31 protein-coding genes and 3 tRNA genes are annotated in these 20,154 nt (G+C 53.9%); 8 read left to right on the top strand and 26 right to left on the bottom strand.

Features of this window, described 5'->3' with window-relative positions:
• From II896_03955 to II896_03870, 18 genes are all read right to left on the bottom strand, one after another.
• Nucleotides 1-561: ParB N-terminal domain-containing protein (locus II896_03955; protein MBQ4443798.1), on the bottom strand; the 561-nt coding region annotated here is incomplete at its 3' end.
• Between the two features lie 295 nt (nucleotides 562-856).
• Complete coding sequence (locus tag II896_03950; protein MBQ4443797.1) at nucleotides 857-1,414, bottom strand: hypothetical protein; 558 nt, start codon at nucleotides 1,412-1,414, stop codon at nucleotides 857-859.
• Between the two features lie 9 nt (nucleotides 1,415-1,423).
• Nucleotides 1,424-1,978: a sigma-70 family RNA polymerase sigma factor gene (locus II896_03945; GenBank protein MBQ4443796.1), complete on the bottom strand. Its 555-nt coding sequence runs from the start codon at nucleotides 1,976-1,978 to the stop codon at nucleotides 1,424-1,426.
• On the bottom strand, nucleotides 1,975-2,745 hold the full coding sequence (locus II896_03940) for an HNH endonuclease (GenBank protein ID MBQ4443795.1): 771 nt from the start codon (nucleotides 2,743-2,745) through the stop codon (nucleotides 1,975-1,977). The genes II896_03945 and II896_03940 overlap by 4 nt, the downstream gene beginning before the upstream one ends.
• Before the next feature lie 25 nt (nucleotides 2,746-2,770).
• Complete coding sequence (locus II896_03935; protein MBQ4443794.1) at nucleotides 2,771-3,025, bottom strand: hypothetical protein; 255 nt, start codon at nucleotides 3,023-3,025, stop codon at nucleotides 2,771-2,773.
• A gap of 3 nt (nucleotides 3,026-3,028) precedes the next feature.
• Nucleotides 3,029-3,502, bottom strand: a complete 474-nt coding sequence (locus tag II896_03930) for a hypothetical protein (protein ID MBQ4443793.1) — start codon at nucleotides 3,500-3,502, stop codon at nucleotides 3,029-3,031.
• A 90-nt stretch (nucleotides 3,503-3,592) separates the two neighbouring features.
• Nucleotides 3,593-3,946 carry a hypothetical protein gene (locus tag II896_03925; GenBank protein MBQ4443792.1) on the bottom strand — a complete coding sequence of 118 codons (354 nt, stop codon included), beginning with the start codon at nucleotides 3,944-3,946 and terminating at the stop codon, nucleotides 3,593-3,595.
• On the bottom strand, nucleotides 3,946-5,016 hold the full coding sequence (locus tag II896_03920) for a hypothetical protein (GenBank protein MBQ4443791.1): 1,071 nt from the start codon (nucleotides 5,014-5,016) through the stop codon (nucleotides 3,946-3,948). The genes II896_03925 and II896_03920 overlap by 1 nt, the downstream gene beginning before the upstream one ends.
• Nucleotides 5,006-5,293, bottom strand: a complete 288-nt coding sequence (locus tag II896_03915) for a hypothetical protein (protein ID MBQ4443790.1) — start codon at nucleotides 5,291-5,293, stop codon at nucleotides 5,006-5,008. Before II896_03915 ends, II896_03920 begins: the two co-directional genes overlap by 11 nt.
• Nucleotides 5,293-5,688: a hypothetical protein gene (locus II896_03910; protein MBQ4443789.1), complete on the bottom strand. Its 396-nt coding sequence runs from the start codon at nucleotides 5,686-5,688 to the stop codon at nucleotides 5,293-5,295. Before II896_03910 ends, II896_03915 begins: the two co-directional genes overlap by 1 nt.
• An 18-nt stretch (nucleotides 5,689-5,706) precedes the next feature.
• Nucleotides 5,707-6,264, bottom strand: coding sequence for a hypothetical protein (locus II896_03905; protein MBQ4443788.1), 558 nt, complete (start codon nucleotides 6,262-6,264; stop codon nucleotides 5,707-5,709).
• A 33-nt stretch (nucleotides 6,265-6,297) separates the two neighbouring features.
• Complete coding sequence (locus II896_03900) at nucleotides 6,298-6,552, bottom strand: hypothetical protein (protein MBQ4443787.1); 255 nt, start codon at nucleotides 6,550-6,552, stop codon at nucleotides 6,298-6,300.
• Complete coding sequence (locus tag II896_03895; protein ID MBQ4443786.1) at nucleotides 6,552-7,565, bottom strand: phage replisome organizer N-terminal domain-containing protein; 1,014 nt, start codon at nucleotides 7,563-7,565, stop codon at nucleotides 6,552-6,554. The genes II896_03900 and II896_03895 overlap by 1 nt, the downstream gene beginning before the upstream one ends.
• A 24-nt stretch (nucleotides 7,566-7,589) precedes the next feature.
• On the bottom strand, nucleotides 7,590-8,099 hold the full coding sequence (locus II896_03890; protein MBQ4443785.1) for a hypothetical protein: 510 nt from the start codon (nucleotides 8,097-8,099) through the stop codon (nucleotides 7,590-7,592).
• 9 nt (nucleotides 8,100-8,108) lie between these two features.
• The gene (locus II896_03885; GenBank protein MBQ4443784.1) at nucleotides 8,109-8,315 is read right to left on the bottom strand and encodes a hypothetical protein; all 207 of its coding nucleotides are present in this window, start codon (nucleotides 8,313-8,315) and stop codon (nucleotides 8,109-8,111) included.
• A gap of 20 nt (nucleotides 8,316-8,335) precedes the next feature.
• Entirely contained in the window at nucleotides 8,336-8,665 is a 330-nt protein-coding gene (locus II896_03880) for a DUF3846 domain-containing protein (protein MBQ4443783.1), read from the bottom strand.
• 196 nt (nucleotides 8,666-8,861) lie between these two features.
• Nucleotides 8,862-9,176, bottom strand: a complete 315-nt coding sequence (locus tag II896_03875) for a hypothetical protein (protein ID MBQ4443782.1) — start codon at nucleotides 9,174-9,176, stop codon at nucleotides 8,862-8,864.
• A 13-nt stretch (nucleotides 9,177-9,189) separates the two neighbouring features.
• Nucleotides 9,190-9,354 carry a helix-turn-helix domain-containing protein gene (locus tag II896_03870; GenBank protein ID MBQ4443781.1) on the bottom strand — a complete coding sequence of 55 codons (165 nt, stop codon included), beginning with the start codon at nucleotides 9,352-9,354 and terminating at the stop codon, nucleotides 9,190-9,192.
• 206 nt (nucleotides 9,355-9,560) lie between these two features.
• Between II896_03870 and II896_03865 the strand changes: the two genes are divergently transcribed.
• The 4 genes from II896_03865 (at nucleotide 9,561) to II896_03850 (ending at nucleotide 13,281) form a co-directional block, all read left to right on the top strand.
• A complete protein-coding gene (locus II896_03865; protein ID MBQ4443780.1) occupies nucleotides 9,561-9,932 on the top strand; it encodes a helix-turn-helix transcriptional regulator in 372 nt (123 codons plus the stop codon).
• A gap of 11 nt (nucleotides 9,933-9,943) precedes the next feature.
• Nucleotides 9,944-11,293: a hypothetical protein gene (locus II896_03860; protein MBQ4443779.1), complete on the top strand. Its 1,350-nt coding sequence runs from the start codon at nucleotides 9,944-9,946 to the stop codon at nucleotides 11,291-11,293.
• Nucleotides 11,294-11,392: 99 nt separating this feature from the next.
• The gene (locus II896_03855; protein ID MBQ4443778.1) at nucleotides 11,393-12,520 is read left to right on the top strand and encodes a site-specific integrase; all 1,128 of its coding nucleotides are present in this window, start codon (nucleotides 11,393-11,395) and stop codon (nucleotides 12,518-12,520) included.
• A gap of 11 nt (nucleotides 12,521-12,531) precedes the next feature.
• Nucleotides 12,532-13,281: a hypothetical protein gene (locus II896_03850; GenBank protein MBQ4443777.1), complete on the top strand. Its 750-nt coding sequence runs from the start codon at nucleotides 12,532-12,534 to the stop codon at nucleotides 13,279-13,281.
• Between the two features lie 108 nt (nucleotides 13,282-13,389).
• On the opposite strand, the gene II896_03845 is transcribed toward II896_03850, so the two are convergent.
• Nucleotides 13,390-13,465, bottom strand: a tRNA-Val gene (locus II896_03845).
• Between the two features lie 243 nt (nucleotides 13,466-13,708).
• Between II896_03845 and II896_03840 the strand changes: the two genes are divergently transcribed.
• The 4 genes from II896_03840 (at nucleotide 13,709) to II896_03825 (ending at nucleotide 14,944) form a co-directional block, all read left to right on the top strand.
• Nucleotides 13,709-13,785 (top strand) — tRNA-Met (locus II896_03840).
• A gap of 62 nt (nucleotides 13,786-13,847) precedes the next feature.
• Nucleotides 13,848-13,922 (top strand) — tRNA-Glu (locus II896_03835).
• Nucleotides 13,923-14,493: 571 nt separating this feature from the next.
• Nucleotides 14,494-14,664: a hypothetical protein gene (locus II896_03830; protein MBQ4443776.1), complete on the top strand. Its 171-nt coding sequence runs from the start codon at nucleotides 14,494-14,496 to the stop codon at nucleotides 14,662-14,664.
• 103 nt (nucleotides 14,665-14,767) lie between these two features.
• Nucleotides 14,768-14,944 carry a hypothetical protein gene (locus tag II896_03825; protein ID MBQ4443775.1) on the top strand — a complete coding sequence of 59 codons (177 nt, stop codon included), beginning with the start codon at nucleotides 14,768-14,770 and terminating at the stop codon, nucleotides 14,942-14,944.
• 60 nt (nucleotides 14,945-15,004) lie between these two features.
• Here the strand turns inward: II896_03825 and II896_03820 are convergent, their stop codons facing one another.
• Genes II896_03820 through II896_03790 form a run of 7 tightly spaced genes read right to left on the bottom strand, consistent with a single transcriptional unit; the run spans nucleotide 15,005 to nucleotide 20,153 of the window.
• Complete coding sequence (locus II896_03820) at nucleotides 15,005-15,751, bottom strand: histidinol-phosphatase (protein MBQ4443774.1); 747 nt, start codon at nucleotides 15,749-15,751, stop codon at nucleotides 15,005-15,007.
• Complete coding sequence (locus II896_03815) at nucleotides 15,748-16,395, bottom strand: bifunctional phosphoribosyl-AMP cyclohydrolase/phosphoribosyl-ATP diphosphatase HisIE (protein ID MBQ4443773.1); 648 nt, start codon at nucleotides 16,393-16,395, stop codon at nucleotides 15,748-15,750. The genes II896_03820 and II896_03815 overlap by 4 nt, the downstream gene beginning before the upstream one ends.
• A gap of 24 nt (nucleotides 16,396-16,419) precedes the next feature.
• Entirely contained in the window at nucleotides 16,420-17,181 is a 762-nt protein-coding gene (hisF, locus tag II896_03810) for an imidazole glycerol phosphate synthase subunit HisF (protein MBQ4443772.1), read from the bottom strand.
• Complete coding sequence (hisA, locus tag II896_03805) at nucleotides 17,178-17,891, bottom strand: 1-(5-phosphoribosyl)-5-[(5-phosphoribosylamino)methylideneamino]imidazole-4-carboxamide isomerase (protein MBQ4443771.1); 714 nt, start codon at nucleotides 17,889-17,891, stop codon at nucleotides 17,178-17,180. The genes hisF and hisA overlap by 4 nt, the downstream gene beginning before the upstream one ends.
• Nucleotides 17,888-18,505 carry an imidazole glycerol phosphate synthase subunit HisH gene (gene hisH, locus II896_03800; protein MBQ4443770.1) on the bottom strand — a complete coding sequence of 206 codons (618 nt, stop codon included), beginning with the start codon at nucleotides 18,503-18,505 and terminating at the stop codon, nucleotides 17,888-17,890. Before hisH ends, hisA begins: the two co-directional genes overlap by 4 nt.
• On the bottom strand, nucleotides 18,505-19,092 hold the full coding sequence (gene hisB / locus II896_03795) for an imidazoleglycerol-phosphate dehydratase HisB (GenBank protein ID MBQ4443769.1): 588 nt from the start codon (nucleotides 19,090-19,092) through the stop codon (nucleotides 18,505-18,507). Before hisB ends, hisH begins: the two co-directional genes overlap by 1 nt.
• Complete coding sequence (locus II896_03790; GenBank protein MBQ4443768.1) at nucleotides 19,089-20,153, bottom strand: histidinol-phosphate transaminase; 1,065 nt, start codon at nucleotides 20,151-20,153, stop codon at nucleotides 19,089-19,091. The genes hisB and II896_03790 overlap by 4 nt, the downstream gene beginning before the upstream one ends.
• Between the last annotated feature and the right edge of the window lies 1 nt (nucleotide 20,154).

The following is a 20,154-nucleotide window of genomic DNA, read 5'->3' as shown; positions in this document are numbered from 1 at the left end:
CAATAAAGCCCCCCCCCCCCCCCCCGTGGCTTTGTTCACAATTTCCTCTTTTGTGCTGTCGCCGCATACGAGGGTATGACGGCCGAGTTGCCAAACCTCGCCCAGCTTGACGCGGTCGGGAATATCCTCGCCGGGCGTATAGTCGTCCTCCACTACCGCCGCGCCTTCATCGACGGCTACAAGCAGGCCGAAGGCGGACATATCGGAGTTGATCAGACGTGACAATTCCTCTTGCACTTTTTGCATGTCCATTCCGGTGTCGAGCGTGATGGAGTTATGGACCAGCGTATACTCTCGCCGTTCCTCGTCGGTGAGGTGGTCGAGGCGGACGATGCACGGCACGGTCTTATAGCCGAGACGTTGCAATGCAATCACCCTGCCGTGTCCCTCTACTATCGTATTGTCGGGGCCCCACACCGCCACTGGGTCATTAAAGCCGTATCGGCGGATGGACTCCATGATTTCCTCGATCTGCGCGTCGGTGTGTATCTTTGCGTTGCCCTCATAGGGGTTGAGTTTTTCGATGTCAAAGTCCTCTACAAATACCAATTTTTTCTGCATAACTTCTCCTTTTTTCTGCAAACATCCGCCCTTTTTATACAATAGGGCGGCGATTTCTCAATTTTCCGTGAAAAATGTGTAAGAGGGTGTTCCTCCGCGTTGTTGTGTTGCAAGGGGTGGGGGTGTCGATGCCCCCCTCTCTCTGCGGACGACGACGCCATCGCCTGTCTGCATAGCAGACATTCAGCGCAGATTGCGCTGATATGGCGACGCATCACACTTGGTGCATGGTGCTTTGTGCCGGCTTGCGGGTGGTTGCGGTCACGGTTTCAAAATCTTTTGAAAAACCGCCTTCTTACGCGTCATTATCCAATAGCACGATGCCCTTTGCCAACTCCATCGCCGTTTTGATCTCGTCACGCATGCCGTCGGATATTCCATAGCGACAGCCAACAACGACATAGTCACATGCTTTCAACAAGGCAAGGCCGAGATCGAGGCCTCGCCGGCGTTCTATCGGGTCGTTGTCGTCCAGCACAGCGGGGATGTAGAGGTGCGGTGTGATAGGCGCAAAACCGCGCCTGATCGCTTGTGCCATAATCTCTTTTGCGTATGCCACGTTGCGCTCAACGTCGCCTCGGTAGGGGCTACACACATACGCTATCGGTGCTTGCTGATATCCGCCGCGCGCATTGGTTTCTATTCTTGCCATCTTGTCTTGTAGCCTGCGTTCAAAGAGTCGGCGAGCGTGGTTATCTGCTCGCTCTGCCGCGTGCTCTTTGGCGTCGGTAATCGGCCGATGGTTAAGGCATCCGCCTTGCATCGTGCAGGGGATACAGTCATGCGTGCCATTGTAGGCACAGTCGGAACAACTGTTTGATAACCACGCAAATGGGGGTTGTTGTATTCTCATATGTCCTCCTCAATCGCTCGTCGGCGGCCCTAACCGCCGCGCTTTTTCTACGATGCCCTTCCATTCCGGGAGCGCCTCGAATCCGGATCCACAGCGCTTAATACCCGCGTGTGCCGGCCGTAACACTACGTAGACTTCGGTGCGGCTCTTGCCATCGAGAAGGAGGCGCAGCACTTTGCGCTCTTTTCGGTTAAGCAACAGTCGCAATTCATCAAACCACGCCGAGATGTCGGCATCATGGTCGTCGGGCGGACGTTCCGCGCTCTCATCAAGGGGCACCTCATACATCCCTCGCCCGGCGTTGTAGTCTTTCACCCATCCGGCAAGTGCCTGCTTTGCGATGAGGAGGCAATAAGCGTAGACGGTGCTACGCGTGTTGTCGTATGTCCTCATTGCCTTCAGGCACCTGTCGAGGGCTATCTGCGCGAGGTCTTGGTGATACTCCTCGTATTGTTGATAGTTCTTGCGTAGCAAACGCCACACGACGGGTAGCATCATCTCGTAGATGTCATCGGCGGTCATCGCCTTGGTGCCCTCTTTGGTCTTGACTATGTACTCTTTCATGGCTTTTTCTTTTTCCTTTTGCCGATGGCAGTTGCGATTTTGGCAATCGCTATACCCGCTTGGGTTGCCTGTGGATCATCGTAGCGCAGGTGCATTTGATTGAGGCGTGCATTGGTCGGAAGATCCACGAGAGCCAAATTATCCGCCGCGCAGTTGATGGGGTTGCCATCGAGGAATATCACGGCGTGATGAGGCGGAATCGGACCGTTTTCTTGCTCCCATACGATTCGGTGCTTAAAGCGCCATATATTGGGCTCTGCTATCTTGACCTTGATGTATCCGTCTTTGGTCAGTCTCTCACTGCCAACTGTCAGATGGGTTTGTGGTATGTTCCCCTTTTGGAATCGCGTTGCTACCGTGCGCCGTATGGCATCCTCTGACATATACTCAGTTTGGCGCTTTCCTTTGTTATGCGACACGTGTCCCTTTTGAAAGCATCCGGAGTTGGGCACCCTCGTCTTCAGCCCGCTGACCGCTCCAACCTTGTATCGCTTCGCGTTGATCTGCGCAATCGTGAGCTGCGTGCCGAACGTTGCGTTGAATTGTGCCGTCAGGTCTTCGCTGTTTGTTCCCGGTCCGTGTTCTATGAGCCATGCTGCCCACTCGTGAGTCAGGCGCTCGCTATACCGCTTGGTGTGGATCTTATGGTTTTTTGCGTAAGAGTTCACCATGCACGCGGTCATTTGCACCCCAAATGTGCGCTCAAAACCCTCTGCGACGGTCGCGCACGACTGGAGAGGGATATGCTCTCTCAACCAGTCGTGCATCTCTTGTGTGTATCGCCGCGCCATGTCAGTCGGTTTTGTCGCCGATGAGGAGCGTTGCCGCATCGGAATCGCCGGATTCTACGCCGATGGTGTCCGTTGTTTTCATCGCCGCCAACATCAGTTGACCGTTGTTGATGATTGTTTGAGCGGTCTTATTGATGGCCGCCGCGCGACTGATTTCTTTTTTTTGCGCCTCCTCGTCCTTCATCGCCTCGTCATCGTTCAGACGTTCGAGCTCGGCAAACAGGATATCGTTCAGATCTACAAGTTTGTTTCTCATTGTCTACACCTCCATTGTGCCGGTATCCGTGTATGAGTACCGGACTTGCAACTTGCATTTGTTGTTGAGCTTGATTTTTACGCGCATCCGCATCCAGCGGCACACGAGTTCGCCGGCTTCGCCGTCCAAGACAAGGGTGCCGCCGCGCACAAGCATTTCTCTCGTCTTGTCGCCGAAGGGCACACTGTGATCCTCGCAGTATCGGGCGAGGTCGTCGAGACGGTCATTCAGGGCGGCGAGGTTGATTTCGCGCTGGCGTTCCTTTTCTCGCTTGATCCTGTGCTCGATGGCGCCGACACAGTTGCAGGACATCGCCGCATCCTCGTCGGCCTCCTGCTGGCTCTTATAAAAGCCCATCGGCAGCCGCTGCGCCCCGCAATAGGGGCAGGTCGGGGTGAAGGTCGGCGCATCCGTCGCGCCCTCGGAATCGGTGTCGAGATCTTCCTCGATGTAGCCGTTCAAATGTTTGTTGCTCATATCGCACCTCCTTTTGCGAAACTTGTTGTTTTCTTGTTTATGACCATGATTACATCGCCCTTCAGTTTGAGCGCAAACGCCCAAGCCGCGTCAGTCGTCAAACGGAAACGTCGATGCCATTGTTTGTTGTTGTCGCGCCACACTATTCGTGTCATCGCTTTCACCTCCTGTGTAGTTTCTTCCGAACTCCGCCGCGAATGGCTTGTCCGGGTATGCTTTTTCAAACGCATGTTGCCCTATGCGTCGCAGGTAGTCCATACGCTCGCGGTTGTGGTGGACGCCGTTCGGTGGCTCATTGTGGCAGTAATGGCATAGATACACCCATAGGCCGTAGTGCTCGCTTTTCTGCCTGAATGCGCCGCCGAATATGTGATGACGTTCCATCCATTGCGTCGAGCCACATAGATAGCAGATGCGTTGGTTGCTGATGATGGATTTTGCCATTATTTCTTGTCCACAAACTTTTCAAGAATTGTTCGCCTCAGCCCATCGAACAGTTCTTCGGCGTTAATGGGCCGGGTGGCGTTACCGTCGGGCACTCTGTCGTATTGGTGGGCAAAATAATACCGGCGAGCATATCCAGCCAGCCATAATCCGGCAGATCTATCTGCCTCGTGGAATAGGTTGCGAATCTCACGATTGACCTGATCGGAGAAGAACGCATAGAGGTCATCGACCATGAGGTTACAATTCTCACATTGGTCTTTCTTGTCGCCTTTGCCTGCGCAAAGATTATTGCACCCGACCGACGCGGCAAAGTTCTTGACGATGTTATGCAACTCATCAATGATGCTGTTTTCTCTCGGCAATACCTCGTGCCACCCGTTGGCGATGATGGTGTCCGCCATCCTTTTACAAAGGTCGCAGGCCTCACCGTGCTTTTCGACACAATGGCATTCCGTGACCGTGGTGATTATTTGTAGTAGTCTATCTTTTTGGGTTTGTTCAGTAAACATATCGCCTCCTATACTTCGTTTCCCCAGCAGTCCCATCCTTGACGTTGGCGCCGGGCATACATTTCGAGCCGCTTGGCATCCGGATACAATCTTTCGATGATCTCGTAGGACACATCGGGCTTGCGGCTGTGTTGCCTTCTCGGTGAACACGCTGTGGACCTTGCCGCGCTCGTCCCTTGCCACCGGGGGCAGTCTACCCTTGTACATGTACAGTAGATATTCGTGCCCAAAGCGAATGGTGAACGCCGCAGGGATGCCTGTTACTTTATTCCAAATCATCCGGGCGTGTAGCTTGTAGCCGAGGTCTGCCGCTATCTGCTCCGCCGCGCCGAGATACTTGTCAATCGTCCATAGGAACAGTACCGCGTTGTCCGTCGTGAGCGACGTGGCTTGCGCCAAGTGCTCTTTGATCTGAGCAAGGGTGCACGTCGGATAACTAAGGGGGATGCCGCTGCTCTTGGCGCGCACGGCCTTCTTGCCGCCGCGCGATTGTTGCCACGGAGGATCGGCGCAGATTAAGTCGTACCCCACCCCGCAGTTGAATATGTCAACGACCATTTTTCTTACCCCCTCTAAACTCATCGGCATTGGGGCAGGTTGCCCAATGGGGCACGTAACCGAGCCCAGTCAAATCCGACGGCTTGATGGTGCCGCCGTCCGGCAAGGTGCATCTGACGGTCTTGCCATTTGGTAGTACCACCGTACTCTTGCCGTTCTCATCCGCCATATAGGCTCGCTCCGCCGCATCGCAGGGCATGTTTTTGCCAGATGGCGTCCGAATCCACACGATCTCGGCGCCGCAGCGTTTGCATCTCGAAGTCTGCAGTTTCGTCATTAATCATCACCTCCGTTTGTTATAAGGGCGTTTAGGTCGCGCCGAGCAGTGTCAACGCAGGCCGACAATTCTTCGATCGTCCTGTCAATCTGTTCAAGCGTGACGACAAGTAGCCTGCGCGTGGCATCGTTCTCATATTGCTCATAGAGATACATGATGCTCTGATACTTTTTCTCGCCGATGTAGCCGTATCCGTAGGCGCTATGGATCTCGCCGATGTTACCATAATCTGCAAGGGCTTTTTTGAGCGGCGCATATTTTTTATTGAGATACTGGTCTACCGCCTTCGGCAATTCCTCGCGGTATAGCCTATATGCCGCTAAGTTGGCTTGATGGTTGCGTAGTCTTGTCCTTGCAAAGTTAATCGCTTTGTCTTTGCTTGTAGATCTGTCCATTGCCATCACTCCTCGCCCCTATTTGGATTTGGGATCATGCGCCGCTGTGGCGGTCAGTTGATAGTCCGTGCCGTGTTCCGCATTGAACGCATCGAGCTTTGCCTGCTCCAGCGACGTGAGGAACTCGGCAGCCGCCACCGCTTTGGCATAGTCGTCATACCAAGTGTGGTCGGTGCGCTCCGGCTGTTCCACGTTGAGCCGGTTAAGAAAATCGATATTTTCGTCCCGCCCATCGTGGTTGCCGTAGTAATACCCCTTCCCTACCTTACGATAGAGTTCAACCGTCACGGTGTGATAGGTGCTTGGTTTCCATTCGTCCGCCTCCACGCGGTCGCGGAATCCGTATACGCGGTATCTGCGGACGACGACGCGATGCACTCTCGATATCATCGCGCCCGGTTGTTGGCAGTGAGGGCAACGCTCGGTGATGCCGTTAATGGTGATCTGATGGGTGCCGTCGCACATCTTGCATTTGGCTTGTAGGTTGACGGTGTCCACCTCTTGCAGGCGGTAGAACACGTCGCCGATTTTGATGGGACGCGGTGCCTCGTAATTGATGGTTGTTTGATAGTTCATAGTTCACCTCCGTATCTGCCATGTTGGCAGTTATTATTCATCTTGCGGCGTCACCGTTTCGGTGACGGCCGGTGTTGCCGTCGGGACGGCTTTGATTGCGTAGTAAAAGAACTTGTCGTAGAGTTTGTTGGGCGGGTGGATGATTGCGCAATTGGGGTGCAGTGTGTAGATGTCGAAGGTATTGACAAACGGGTTATATACCAGCACCTGCGTCCCACTCGGCAGGGCGGCCGCCTCTTTTCGGGTGATCTCTACGGTTTCGATCTGATAGCCAAAGTGAAGATCCATTAGGCCACCATCCCTTGCTTGATGCGCGTATAAAGTGTTGCGACCAAATACGCCAGCTGATTGCCGATGCCCCCGTCTGCTTGCTTGTCGGTCACCTGCTGTAGGGCGGCGATGGTTGCTTTGGCGTTTCCGCTTGCCATTCCTTCGGTCAGGGTGTCCAGCACTTCGGATGCCGCAATGTCCTCATCGTGGATCCGGAACGTCGCCCGCCGCGCCACCTCGTGTCCGATGGTATCCATAATGCGTAGCATTTGGTCGTGGGTATCGACCGACATCCCGCCGGTCGGCCCATCCTCTCGGCACCAATACAGTTGGTCGATGTATCTCTCGTAGGCGTCGAGGTTGGCGGCATCGATGCGCTTATGGTTGCTCGCGTACACACACGCGCCCGCAATTTCTTTCTTTGCTATTTCTTTTAGATCATCACAGTCACTATCAGTCAGTCTGTCAGTCATCTCTATCTCTATCTCTCTATTTTCTTTGGGGGTTATGGGGGGCGTTTCTTTTGCCGATGTAACGCTCGATGTAACGGCGGTGTAACGTTCTTGTAACGGTTGTGTAACGTTACATTGCGTTACATCATTGTTACAATGTAACGCACCCACGGCCTGCCCATTACCCGGACCGAGTTCCTTTTGCGCGGCTCTGTATTTGCGGACACGCGCTGCGCTGGCGCCCTCGCTTCCGACCATGTCGTCAAAATTGGCGATCCACAGGATGCCGTCCTCTTGTTCATAGACAAGCCCAAAGCGCCGAAACAGATCCAGCGCGCAGATAATTTCGCTCTTTGTAAAATACTTACATTCTGTACGTATTTTTTCCGTGTCGAACGGGATGATGATGTCGCCGATGCGCGACGCCAATTCGCCGGCGTTGTTGAGCGTCTTCATGCACAGCATCTGATAGAGGACGATGTATCGGCTGCCGTCAGATTGACGCATGATGTAGTCGAACACCTCATTGTCGAAGAAGAAGTTGAATTGAAGCTTCAGCCAGTAGTATCTTTTTTCCATAGTTCACCTCCTATCCGCCGCGCCTTATATAACGGCGGCCACTTCTCTCACAATCTCGGCGAGACTGTCTTTTGTCACATTCACCCGCCGCGTCAGATTTGTCATTTCGCTGTCGCTGTAAAGCTCCACAACCTCGTCTTCGCCTCTCACCGTATATAGCACCTCGCGGATCCGCCAATCGCTCGCCTCTACCACCACATTGGCAAGGTATCGATGCACGAAATTCATCTTGTCGGCTCTTTCTTGGCAAAGCTCCATCTTTTGACTCCACAGATCTGCGAGCCCGGCAAATTCGCCAGCCTCGATTTCGTCGCTATCCCACGCTTGCGCATTGGTGAGTCGCAACAGCAGCTCCACTCCGTCCGGATCCTCCAGCCACCCAATAGCCTCGGTGATTGCGACATTAGGAGACATGTTTTGGAGGTCGGTGTAGTAGCGCAGCATTGCAACAAGGCCCTTTTGTTTGAGGCCAACCTTGCGTGCTAAACTGCGCAGCAGAATGTAGTTTTCGTCTTGTTTGATCATCTCGTCCATAGTCCCCTCCTACTGTTCGAGCCGGCGAATAAAGCAGGCGTCTTGAAAAGCGTAAAAGCCGGATTGGCTCTGCCGCTCCTCCAGCTCCTCGATGCGCTCGGCCTCGTACTCGGCGAGCTCGCGCTCGTAGTCGCGTTGCGCCCGGTCGAGGTCTATGGCCTCGCCATCCGGCGTGTTGTCGACTATCTCTTGCAGATATTCCTTGGGTATTTTCATGTGTTCACCTCCATGTTGTTCTATACCGACCTCACGTCCAACCAGTTGGTGGCGAAGGAGATCTCTCTTTTGTTCAGCCCGCGGAAGTCATCACCGCCGCGCGTGATGCCTGCGATCACAACGGGGCCCACCACGTAGTCCGTGATGTTCCCTTTGAATGGCAGCACGATATTGATGACACTGTCCCTCTTGAGCTTGCCTTCCTCGTCTGCGATGAGGACCAGCGTATCCGAGATGGGGACTGTTTCGATGTATCCGCCGACCGCTGCCTGCAATTCGGCGAGCAGGTCGCCCTCGTTGAACTCTTTGACTTCGGGGTATTGCCCCGGCTGTTTGACCAATAGTTTCATTGCTACGCCTCCTTGTCCACGAGTATCTCGCCGTGGTGTATTCCCATCAGACCGCCGCGTTTTGCGTATGCGATTGCACTGCGCAACGTGGGCGACAAGGTATATTCGTACGCGACTCCGGTGCCGACGGTGCCGCCGCGAGCAACTAAAAATGTTGCACTATACCCGTCGGTGCGTTTCTTTATCACCCAATACCTCACGTCGCACCTCCTGTCGATGGCGCCCTGACGCCGATGGCGTCTTGATTTTGGCGCTCGCGTTCGCGCAGTAGTTGCTGATACTCGCGCCATTGAATGAGCTCCGGCACGGTGATACCGGTAGCGTGGCAGTAGTCGCCAATGGTGATGGCCCCCGCCATGTTGCTGACGTCGCGCCCCTCTTTTTGGAGTGCGCGCTTGTAGTTGCCCATCTTTTCGGCGGCGGTGTTGTAGCACACGCCCAGTTGCTCCATCAGGTCGTTGACCGTTACAATGTCCATGCCGGCGGCTGTTTCGGTTGATTTCTTGGCCATAGTGTCCTCCTTGTTAAACAGCGCGATGCTCAAAGGCATCGATATCCTCTTGACGAACACGGTAGTAGCGGTCAATGCGAATGGCCTTCAGTTTCCCCTCTCGGATCCACTTCCAAACTGTTTTGACTGCTACCTTGTACATTTCGGCCACTTCCTCGCAGGTGTAATACTTTGTCATTTCGCCCTCCCTTTTTAATGATTTTTAGCGCCCCCCACTTGCTTTTAGTTCCTTTTAGTGATATACTAAAAAAAGAAAAGTGGAGCGAATGCGTGTTTTCAAGCCGTTGCCTTGCGTTGGCTCGATTTGTCTTGATTGTACTACCGTTTAGTGCCGTTGTCAACCCTTTTGTTCTCATTTTTCGCAATTTTTTCTTGGAGGCGCCTATGTTCTACGAAAAACTAAAAATGCTATGCGATCAAAAGGGGATATCGGTAACGCAGCTCACGAATGAGTTGGGATGCAGTCAAAGCAATGTCACGCGCTGGAAGGCCGGGGCAAATCCGCGGCCGGGTATCGTAAGAGCAGTGGCCGATTATTTTGGCGTGGATGTTTCCTTCTTTTACGGCGGAACAGCCGCGCAAGGCAACAACATTGTGCAAGGGATAAACCATAGCACGGTGACCATCACGAATGATAGTTCTCATACGCGGGAGCTGTCCGAAATAGAGGCGGAATTATTGAGGGTTTGCGAAAAACTCGATACTCGTAAAAAAGCAGAATTGCTTGCAAAAGCATATTCGCTTCTTGAGGAATAATGGGGTGATATATGGCAAAACTAAGATTACAAAAAGGCGAGAGCATGCTTGCATGCGTGGATAAATATGTAGTGATAGACATAGAAACAACCGGTCTTGATACGCGATGGGATTCCATCATCGAGGTTTGCGCGGTGCGTTTCGTTTCCGGGGAGCGTGTAGACAGTTATAAGAGTTTGGTTAATCCGCATCGTGAACTTGATGATTTTATTGTTGAACTGACTGGGATTACAAATGAAATGGTGTCTATTGCACCTGACATTGAGGAGGTTTTGTCATCACTGCTGGCATTCGTTGGCGATGCCGTTCTCGTTGGGCATAACATTAATTTTGATGTCAATTTTTTATATGACGAAGCAGAACGAATTGGGCTTGGCGGATTCTATAATAATTTCATCGACACAATGAGACTTGGTCGTCGAGTATTCCCCAATATGCCTAATCATAGGCTCGCCACTATGGTGGATGTCCTCGGAATCACAAGTAGACCTGCGCATCGCGCGGAGGCAGATTGCAATGCAACCGCTGCGCTTTACGAGCGAATCAAAGAGAGGATAGCGGCGGACAATATAGATCTTGCAACAAAACGCAAAACAAAAACGGGATTAAAGGCGACCGATATTGCCGCCTCGGTATCAGAGTTTGACGAGGAGCACCCGCTATTCGGGAAAGTGTGCGTTTTCACTGGAGCCTTATCTATCCCTCGACGAGAGGCGATGCAGTTGGTTGCCGATGTCGGCGGCATCAACGCGGACGGCGTGACAAAAACTACCAATTTTTTGATTTTAGGCAATACGGAGTACAATGCCTCACTGAAAGGTGCCAAGAGTTCAAAACAAAAGAAAGCAGAGGCTTATATCCTTGCCGGGCAGGATTTAACCATCCTTAGTGAGGTGACATTCTTTGATTTACTAAAAGATAGTCAGGTGAGGTCGCAACTTCCACTTCCTGAAAACAAAATGTCAGCCCTACAATACGAATACGCAGAGAGATTATTCGCGCTAATACAGGAGGCAAAATTAGATACAGAATACCTGAGGTTTTTTGCCGACGAAAAACACCTTGATTTGCGGTTTTACTATCAAGTGCTCCGTATAGAGTTCACGACGAAAAAGGTCTTTATAGTTGGCAAGGGCGATGGATCGAATTTCTTGTCAATCATTCCAACTGCTCCAATTATAAGGCTCACGCACAATTATCATATCGAACTCCTTACGCCCGATGATTTGATCTTATATCAAAGATACATCGTTGAGGAATACAAAAGGGCCGTCGAACAGTTGCGTGAACTATTAACCGAAATACCCGACGCTATGGAAAAATCGATAAAGCGCTACTGTAAAGACGGTATTGCTTTTTAGCATTTTTCGGTCGCAAATGTACATATATTCGGTTGATATTGTACATTTTTAATTGATTTCGTGCATTTTTCAACGAAAGATGCACGTTGCGGGGGCAGTATGTATTATATCAAATCTACCAAGTTCTCCACGCGCAAGCGCACTACCAAGAAGGGCGAGGTCTACGACGTCGTATTTCGCGTGGTGGACGAGCGCGGGGTGCAGCACCAAAAAACGCTTTGCGGCTACGAGACACCAAAGCTCGCCGCGAAGGCCTATCGGCAGTTCGTCACAACGCAATGTACCGAGCAACCGGCCAATCTTGAGGTCGCAAAAAAGCGGGTGCTATTCGATGACGCCTATCGGGACTATATAACCTACCTGACCGCCAGCACCAAAGAGTCCTCGCTTGTGACGGTCGAGGGCGCCATGCGCAACTTTGTTTTGCCCGCGTTCGCAGGCCGGGCGCTCGATTCTATCACCGAGGGAGATCTATACAGGTGGCAGGACGGAATGTTGGCGCGGCGCAAGTCGAATGGGCAATTATACGCGCGTGGGTATGTGCTACGCATTCAAAAGCGCTTCAAGACCTTTTTTGCGTGGGCGGCTTTGCGCTACAACGCGCGTAATCCGTTTGCCCGCGTGACAATGCCTCGCACCGTCCAAAAGTCGCTCGCAGGCCCAAAAATCGAGTTTTGGGAGCGCGACGAGTTTATGCAGTTTATCGACGTCGTGGATGACGACGTCTATCGCGCCCTGTTCACGCTGCTATTCTACACCGGCATCCGCAAAGGCGAGGCGTTCGCGTTGCGCCCAGAGGACTACGATGGATCCTCTCTGCGCATCAATAAGACGGTGACCACCAAGACCACCGACGACGCCGCGTGGAAGGTGACCAGCAATAAGACCGAAACCGACCACACCATTCCTCTCGCGGATCCTGCCCGCCGCGCCCTCGATGAATATATCACTAAGGTGGCGCCGGAGGGGCCGTTTCTCTTTGGCGGGGCGCGCCCCTTGCCGGCCGAAACCGTGCGCCGCAAGTTCGCCCGATACACCGCCGCGGCCGGCGTAAAAGCAATAAAAATACACGGACTCCGGCACTCTTTTGTATCCATGTGCATTCACGTTGGCGGCAATTACACGGTAATCGCCAGCCTGATCGGCGACACGCCCGAACAGGTGCTCAAGACCTACGGCCACATGTGGGCATCCGACAAAGATGCCATTATTAAACTATTAGATTAGGAGGAATAGCCATGGAATTTCAAGGCACAAGAGAGGAAATAATCACGCAATTAGTCCAATACATGTCGAAAGAAGATGCAATAAAATTCTTTTATAATGAATTTATAAGCATACCTGCTGTAACTAATAGAGGTCTCGGTAGTCGCAAACTCTCGCGAGTTAACTTACATTCACGGGCTCGTGCTCGCATGGGGAAAACTTATATTTACAGAAAACGAGTCGCGCGGAAGCGGAATATGATCAGAATTAAGTACGCGGCTAAACCGTCCACAGTTGTCTCCGTAAAAGGGAGGAGTATAGAAGACGATGGCCAAGAAATGGGTATTAACATAGAACCGGCACCTTATGCCAATGTTTATTCTCATTCTGATTCCGCAAAAGCTCATGACAATATACCTCTCGTAGAAATTAATAAGAAAAAAATATATTTTAGGAAGTATACAACTTTTGCCTTTATTATCGCATGTGTTGCATTGGACATTACGTTATCAATTACACTTGGTTTTGCGCCAATAACAATGATTGCGGGTATCACAGCGGCCGTTTCCCCTCGCGATGAATTAATGAGTGTAAAGCGCTGCATTATCGACACAGTTAAAAATGGTGGATGTCTACCAAAACGGATTAGGAATCGGAATTGTAAAAATATAAGTTGGAATTGCCCATTCGCAACTGGAATAAAATGCAAAATCCCGGAGAAAAAATACTACGAGATTGTATCTGAATTAATAGAATCAAACTATCTCATAATAAAACGATGATTTTATGTCACAATTTATGTCACACAAATAAGCAAAAGTATTCAAAAATATTGTGAAAAAAGTCCAAAAAATGAGAAAAACGCCTCGTTTCGGGGCGTTTTTGGTGGTTGGTGGAAACAACAGGGCTCGAACCTGTGACATCTACCTTGTAAGGGTAGCGCTCTACCAGCTGGGCTATGCTTCCATATATTCGGTGTTTGCATTATATACCCTCGCAACGATAAAGTCAAGCGTTTTTTTGGGCGTTTGCGGGCGGCGCATAAATATGGCTGCGGGGGTTGCATTATGTGCGCATACAAACTATATATAGTTTAGCCCAAAGAGAATGGAAACGCGCAAAGGTACGCAAGAAATCATTTTCAAAAAAATATGCGCAATTTTTGTTGACAAAAGGGCAAATAAAGGGTAAAATACAAAGGCATTATGTGGCGGCGTAGCTTAGTTGGTTAGAGCGGCCGGTTCATACCCGGCAGGTCGTTGGTTCGAATCTGACCGCCGCTACCAAAGAAAACAAGTGTGCCCTCGAGCCGCGCTTATAGTTTGTACGATTGGGTACAAACACCCGAGGCCCCATGGTCAAGTGGTTAAGACACCGCCCTTTCACGGCGGTCACCCGAGTTCGAACCTCGGTGGGGTCACCAAAAAGCAGGTCTTTATGGCCTGCTTTTTTGTTGCCCCCAAGCGGTTCGAACTCTCCGCGCCCGCCGTGAACACGACGGTTGCGCCATCACTACGCTCTGGGCAATAGACCACCCTCGTCCAAACCTCGGTGGGGTCACCCAAAAAAGCAGGTCTTTATGGCCTGCTTTTTGATTGCCCCAAGCGGTTCGAACTCTCCGCGCCCGCCGTGAACACGACGGTTGCGCCATTGCGCCTAAAGGGCAATAGACCGCTACGCTCCGAGCAATAGACCACCCTCGTCCGAACCTCGGTGGGGTCACCAAAGAATCGTTCGGTTATCGGACGATTCTTTATACCATTATGATTTGATAGATTCGGTGGGAAATGTGGAGGCGGTGGGGAAGGAAATATTGACATTCGGGAGAGGTTGGGGTATGATAGAAGAAGCGAACGCGTAAGCACGAGGTTTTGCATAATGCTTGCGCGACATTGCAACCGAACGCAAGGAACGGGGCAATCATCTATATATAATATAGATGCCATTTGGGAGAATGGACGTTCGCGTGGTCGCAGAGAAAAGGAGAACGAAGTATGGAAAAACAAACGATCGAGATTGTCATTCAAACGAAAGGGGACGTGTGCGAACTGTCGGACGAGGAAATCAAGGCGTGGTACGAAACCAACGTGGCGAAATTGTTTAATCCCGCGTACGGTACGCCCGAAATAAGCGTCCGCGTCACGCGCGAGAAAACGAACGATTAGGACGACAAAAAGAGCCTCGTTCCCGCTAGAAGCGGGCGCTATAGCGGCTTGACTTACAAAGAAAGGCGGCGCTCTCCGATCGGGTGCCCGTCAAGATACCGCCATCGACGAAGCGTGCAAAACGAGTGGAAAACCATACACCGTATCCATCTCGGCGGGTTACGCCCGCTGTGAAAACGCGAAACTGTCCCTCTCATCCTATATCGACCAGGCCGACGAAATGCTGTACAAAAACAAGCGCATTTCCCACGACGGAGCCGAGCAACGGCGGGCCTCGTAACGCGTTTCGGAAAAAATCGTCCATCGGGTAAGCTGATGGACTTTTTTGATTATTCTTTGTTTATAGGTCGGGGAAGCGGTCGAAGGCGAAGGCGATAAAGGCGGGGGCGTGGGCGTCGCTCGAAAGGACGAGGGGCGCGCCGATGCGGCGGATATAGGCGAGCAAGGGCGCGTTGGGATAGGGAACGGTGCGCAAGCCGCGCGCCATGGCGCCCGTGTTGATTTCGAAGGTTTTACCCGCCGCGGCGAGCAGGTCGACAGAGCGCTCGGCGGCCGCAAGGTAGCGGGGGTGCGTTTCGTCAAACAACGCGCCGCCCTCGTTGAACTTGGCGATGAGGTCGAAGTGCCCCACGATGGACACGTCCGCACGAGAGGCGAAGCGGGCCACCTCGGCGAAATAGGCCTCGGCAAGGGCGTAGAAATCCCCGCCGAACGCGGTGCGGCAGAGGTATTGCAACATCTCCGCGCTTTCGTCCAGCGGCCAGTAGCGGCCGCACGCGTAGAGGTAGTGGACCGAGCCGATGGCGTAGTCGAAGGGGGCTGTGCTTTGGTCGGAATAGAGGTCCTGCTCTACCCCGCAACGCACGGTGATACGGCCCGCGTAGGCCGTTTTGAGGGCGGCTATCTCGCGGACGTAGGCGGGGACTGCCACGCGCCGCATACAATAACTCTCGTCAAACGACGTGTACGAGTGGTCGGATATGCCTATCTCCGTAAGGCCTTTGCCGAGAGCGGCCTCCACCATCTCGGCGGGCGAAGCCGTGCCGTCGCTATAGGTGGTATGGGTGTGCAAATCGCGCCGTATCACACCATTTTCTCCTGCTTGACTTTTTTGTCGATGACGTGGCGGGAGGCCAACTCCTTGACGACGTCGTCAATGGAGATATCCATATCCACCATCAAAACCATCACGTGATAGACGAGGTCGGCGATCTCGTACACGGTTTCCTTTTTGTCGTCTGCCTTGCCCGCGATGATAACCTCGGTGCTCTCCTCCCCCACCTTTTTGAGTATCTTGTCGCGGCCTTTCTCGAAGAGGTAGGTCGTGTAGGAGCCCTCTTTCTTCTCGGTCTTGCGCCCCTCGATCTGCCGCATCAAGGTCTCCAACGAGAAGGAATAGTTGGTCTCGCTCTCACAGAGGGTGTTGAAGAAGCAGGACGTCGCGCCCGTGTGGCAGGCGGGGCCGTCGGGATTGACCAGTACCAACAGAGCGTCGTTGTCGCAGTCCGCCGTGATGGATACCACGTGTTGGTAGTTGCCGCTGGTCTCGCCCTTGAGCCACAGCGTCTGACGCGAACGGCTATAGAAACAGGTGAGTTCTTTCTCGAGCGTAATGCGCAGGCTCTCCTCGTTCATATAGGCAAGCGTGAGCACGCGCTTGGTGGCGGCGTCGGCCACGATGGCGGGGATGAGCCCCTTGTCGTCGAATTTCAGTTGGGAAATCTCTATCATAATCTCTCCTTTGGAGTGCTACTCCTATATTATTCTCGCGGGAATACCATTGGCGGCCATGGCGGCCTTGAGGTCCCGAATGGCGACCTCGCCGAAGTGGAAAATGGAGGCGGCAAGCCCCGCGTCCACCTTGGGCAAAGCCTTGAACAACGTGATGAAGTGGTCTATACAGCCCGCGCCGCCCGACGCGATGACGGGCACGTTGCTTATATCGCACACCGCCCGGAGCATCTCCAGGTCGAAGCCGTTTTTGACCCCGTCCGTGTCGATGGAATTGAGCACAATCTCGCCCGCGCCGTCGTCTATGCCGCGGCGTATCCAATCCAACGCGTCCAACCCCGTGTTTTCGCGCCCGCCCTTGGCGAAGACGGTGAAGCGACCGTCGACGCGCTTGACGTCCACCGACAGCACCACGCATTGGTTGCCGTACACCTTGGCGGCCTCGCGAATGAGCGAGGGGTTGCGAATGGCGCCCGAATTGACGCTGACCTTGTCCGCGCCGCATTTGAGCACACGGTCGAAGTCCTTGACCTCGTAGATGCCGCCGCCCACGGTGAGGGGGATGAAGACGTTGCGCGCGGTCTCCCGAAGAACGTCGGTGAAAATCTTGCGCCCGTCCGAGGAAGCGGTGATGTCGTAGAAGACCAACTCGTCCGCGCCCATTCGGCTGTACTCCTCGGCCAACGCCACGGGGGAAGATATCTCCCGAAGCCCCACGAAATTGGTACCTTTGACCACCTTGCCGTCTCTGACGTCCAGGCAAGGGATAATGCGTTTGGTAATCATTTGCTCACCTCTATCGCCTCGGTGAGGTCGATGGCGCCCACGTAGTAGGCCTTGCCGATGATGGCGCCGTACAAATTCATCCCTCGTAGGCGCAGTACGTCTTCCATAGAAGACACGCCGCCCGACGCCACAACGTTGAGCGAAAAGCGCGAAGCGAGCGCTTGGTACAAGCCCCCGTTGGCGCCCTGCATGGCGCCGTCGCGGCCTACGTCCGTGCATATCACGGTGCGCACGCCCTCGGCCTCCAAACGGGCGCAAAAGTCGAAGACGTCCAACCGCGAGGTCTCCGTCCAGCCTTTGATGGCCACCAGGTTGTCTTTGACATCCACGCCTACGGCGACTCTGTCGCGATAGGTCGCGGGAAGACGACGAATAAAGTCGGGATCTTCCACCGCCACCGTGCCCAATATGACGCGATCCACGCCCGCGTCGAGATAGGCCGCCACGTCCTCGTAGGTGCGGATGCCGCCGCCTACTTCGGTAAAAAGACCTGTACGATTTTTGATGGTCGCGATGAGGTCGAAGTGCGTCCGCGCCCCCGTCCTCGCGCCGTCCAAATCCACCAAATGGACGTGGGTGGCGCCCTTTCTTACGAAGTCTTCGGCCACCGACAAAGGGGAATCCGAATAGACGGTTTTTTGGCCGAAATCGCCCTTGTAGAGGCGCACGGCCCGACCTTCCGACAAATCTATGGCGGGGAATATGATCATAAGTCGCCCTCCTTGAGCGCGACGAACGCGCGCAGTATGTTCAACCCCACGTCACCGCTCTTCTCGGGGTGGAACTGGCACCCCATGACGTTGCCTCGGGCGACGGCCGCCGTGACGACGGTACCGTACTCGGTGGTGGCGACGAGCGAGTCGGCGCAACCGACCGCGTGATAGGAATGCACGAAATACACATAGTCTCCTTCCTTGACGTAGCGGAACAGGGGGTGCGGACGGGTGAATGCGAGCGCGTTCCACCCCATGTGGGGAATTTTGAGGGAAGGATCGGTCTCGATGGGACGTACCTCGCCGCGCAAAAGCCCCAACCCGCGATGCTCGCCGTATTCGAAACTGCGCTCGAACAGCAGTTGCATCCCGAGGCAAATGCCCATGACGGGCACGCCCTTTGCCGCGACCGAGCGCACCACGTCGGCAAGACCGCTGTCTTCCAACTTGCGCATGGCGTCCGCAAACGCGCCTACGCCCGGCAGAATGACGCGGTCGGCGCGGGCTATTTCGGCCCCGTCCGACGTGACCTTGGAGGCCTCGCCTATTTTGTTGAGGGAAGACGCGAGCGAAAACAGATTGCCCACGCCGTAGTCCACGATAACGGTCATCACAGCACTCCTTTGGTGGAGGGGATCTCCCCCGCAAACCGCGCGTCGTAGGTCACGGCCTCGCGCAAACTACGCGCCACCGATTTGAACATACCCTCGATGATATGGTGCGAATTGCGCCCCGAAAGTTGGCGCACGTGCAACGAACAACCCGCGTTGCGCACGAAGCCGTACCAAAATTCCTCCACGAGTTCGGTGTCGAAATCCCCCACCTTTTCGGTGGGAATGGCGGCGAAATAGCCGAGGTATACGCGCCCCGAAAAATCCACCGAGGACAAGATGACCGCCTCGTCCATATTGAGAATGCAGTCGCCGTAGCGGCAAATGCCGCGCTTGTCCGATAGGGCTTTGGCAAACGCCGCGCCCAACGCGATGCCGATATCCTCGGTGGTGTGATGGTAGTCCACCTCTACGTCGCCCACGCACTTGACCTCGAGGTCGAATTTGCCGTGCGCGGCGAACAGGGTGAGCATGTGGTTGAGAAACCCGCAGCCCGTGTCCACCGTGCTCTTGCCGCTACCATCGAGGTTGAGCGTAAGGGCGATATCCGTTTCCGCCGTTTTCCTCGTAAGCGTTGCCGTTCTCATAGGCGACCTCCCGTGATACGCGCGAGTTTTTGGGTAAGAACGGCCATCTCCGCCGCGCTGCCCACCGTGATACGCACGTACTCGCGCAATCTTTCCTTGTCGAAATAGCGCACCAACACGCCCTGCTCTTTGAGCCGACGATAGATTTCTTCGCCCGAAAGACGACTGTGCCTTGCGAAGATAAAATTGGCTTGAGAGGGCGTACACTCGAAGCCCAGCGCCGTCAAGGAAGCGATGGTCTGCTCTCTCATCTCGACGATGGCTTGGACGTTGGCGCGGAAATATTCCTCGTCCAACAACGCGCCCATGCCCGCCGCCGCGGTCATGGAATTGACGTTGTAGGGATTGAAGGAATACTTGATTTTTTTGAGGTCGGCAATGACCGCCGCCGAGGCGAAGCCCATGCCCAACCGACCGCCCGCAAGCGAGCGGGATTTGGAAAAGGTCTGCGTGACCAAGAGGTTGTCGTACTCCTTGACGAGGGGCAACACGCTCTCCTCGGCAAAGTCCACGTAGGCTTCGTCCACCACGACCATGCGCGTGGGGTCGGCAGCCACCAACCGCTCTATCTCCTCGGCGGGCAAGGCGATGCCCGTGGGCGCGTTGGGGTTAGCGATGAACACAGTGCCTTTCTCTCCAATATAGTCGTCTACATCCAACGTGAGATCCTCATTCAAAGGTATCTCGCGGTAGGGCACGCCGTTGCGGCGGGCGAACACGGGATAGAACCCGTAGGTCACGTCCGCAAACAGCGCGGGCGTGGAGGCGTCGCAAAAGGCCGCGAAGGCAAAGTCCAACACCTCGTCCGAGCCGTTGGTGAAGATGATATTGTCCGCAGTCAACCCGAACTTCTCCGCCGCGACCGAGGCAAGCGCGCTCGACTCGGGATCGCAATAGAGTTGCAACTCGGAGGCCGCCTGCCGCGCCAAACGCATGGCGAAAGGCGAAGGCGGGAAGGGGCTTTCGTTGGTGTTGAGTTTGACGTATTTTTTATCCTGCGGTTGCTCGCCCGGCACGTAGGCCGAAAGCACGTCGAACCGCTTGCTCATAAACTTGCTCATA

The sequence above is a fragment of the Clostridia bacterium genome (genome assembly GCA_017394805.1).
GTDB lineage: Bacteria > Bacillota > Clostridia > Christensenellales > CAG-1252 > RUG14300.
The sequence above is the reverse complement of the archived record's forward strand: the minus strand, read 5'-3'. Positions and strand labels throughout refer to the sequence as shown.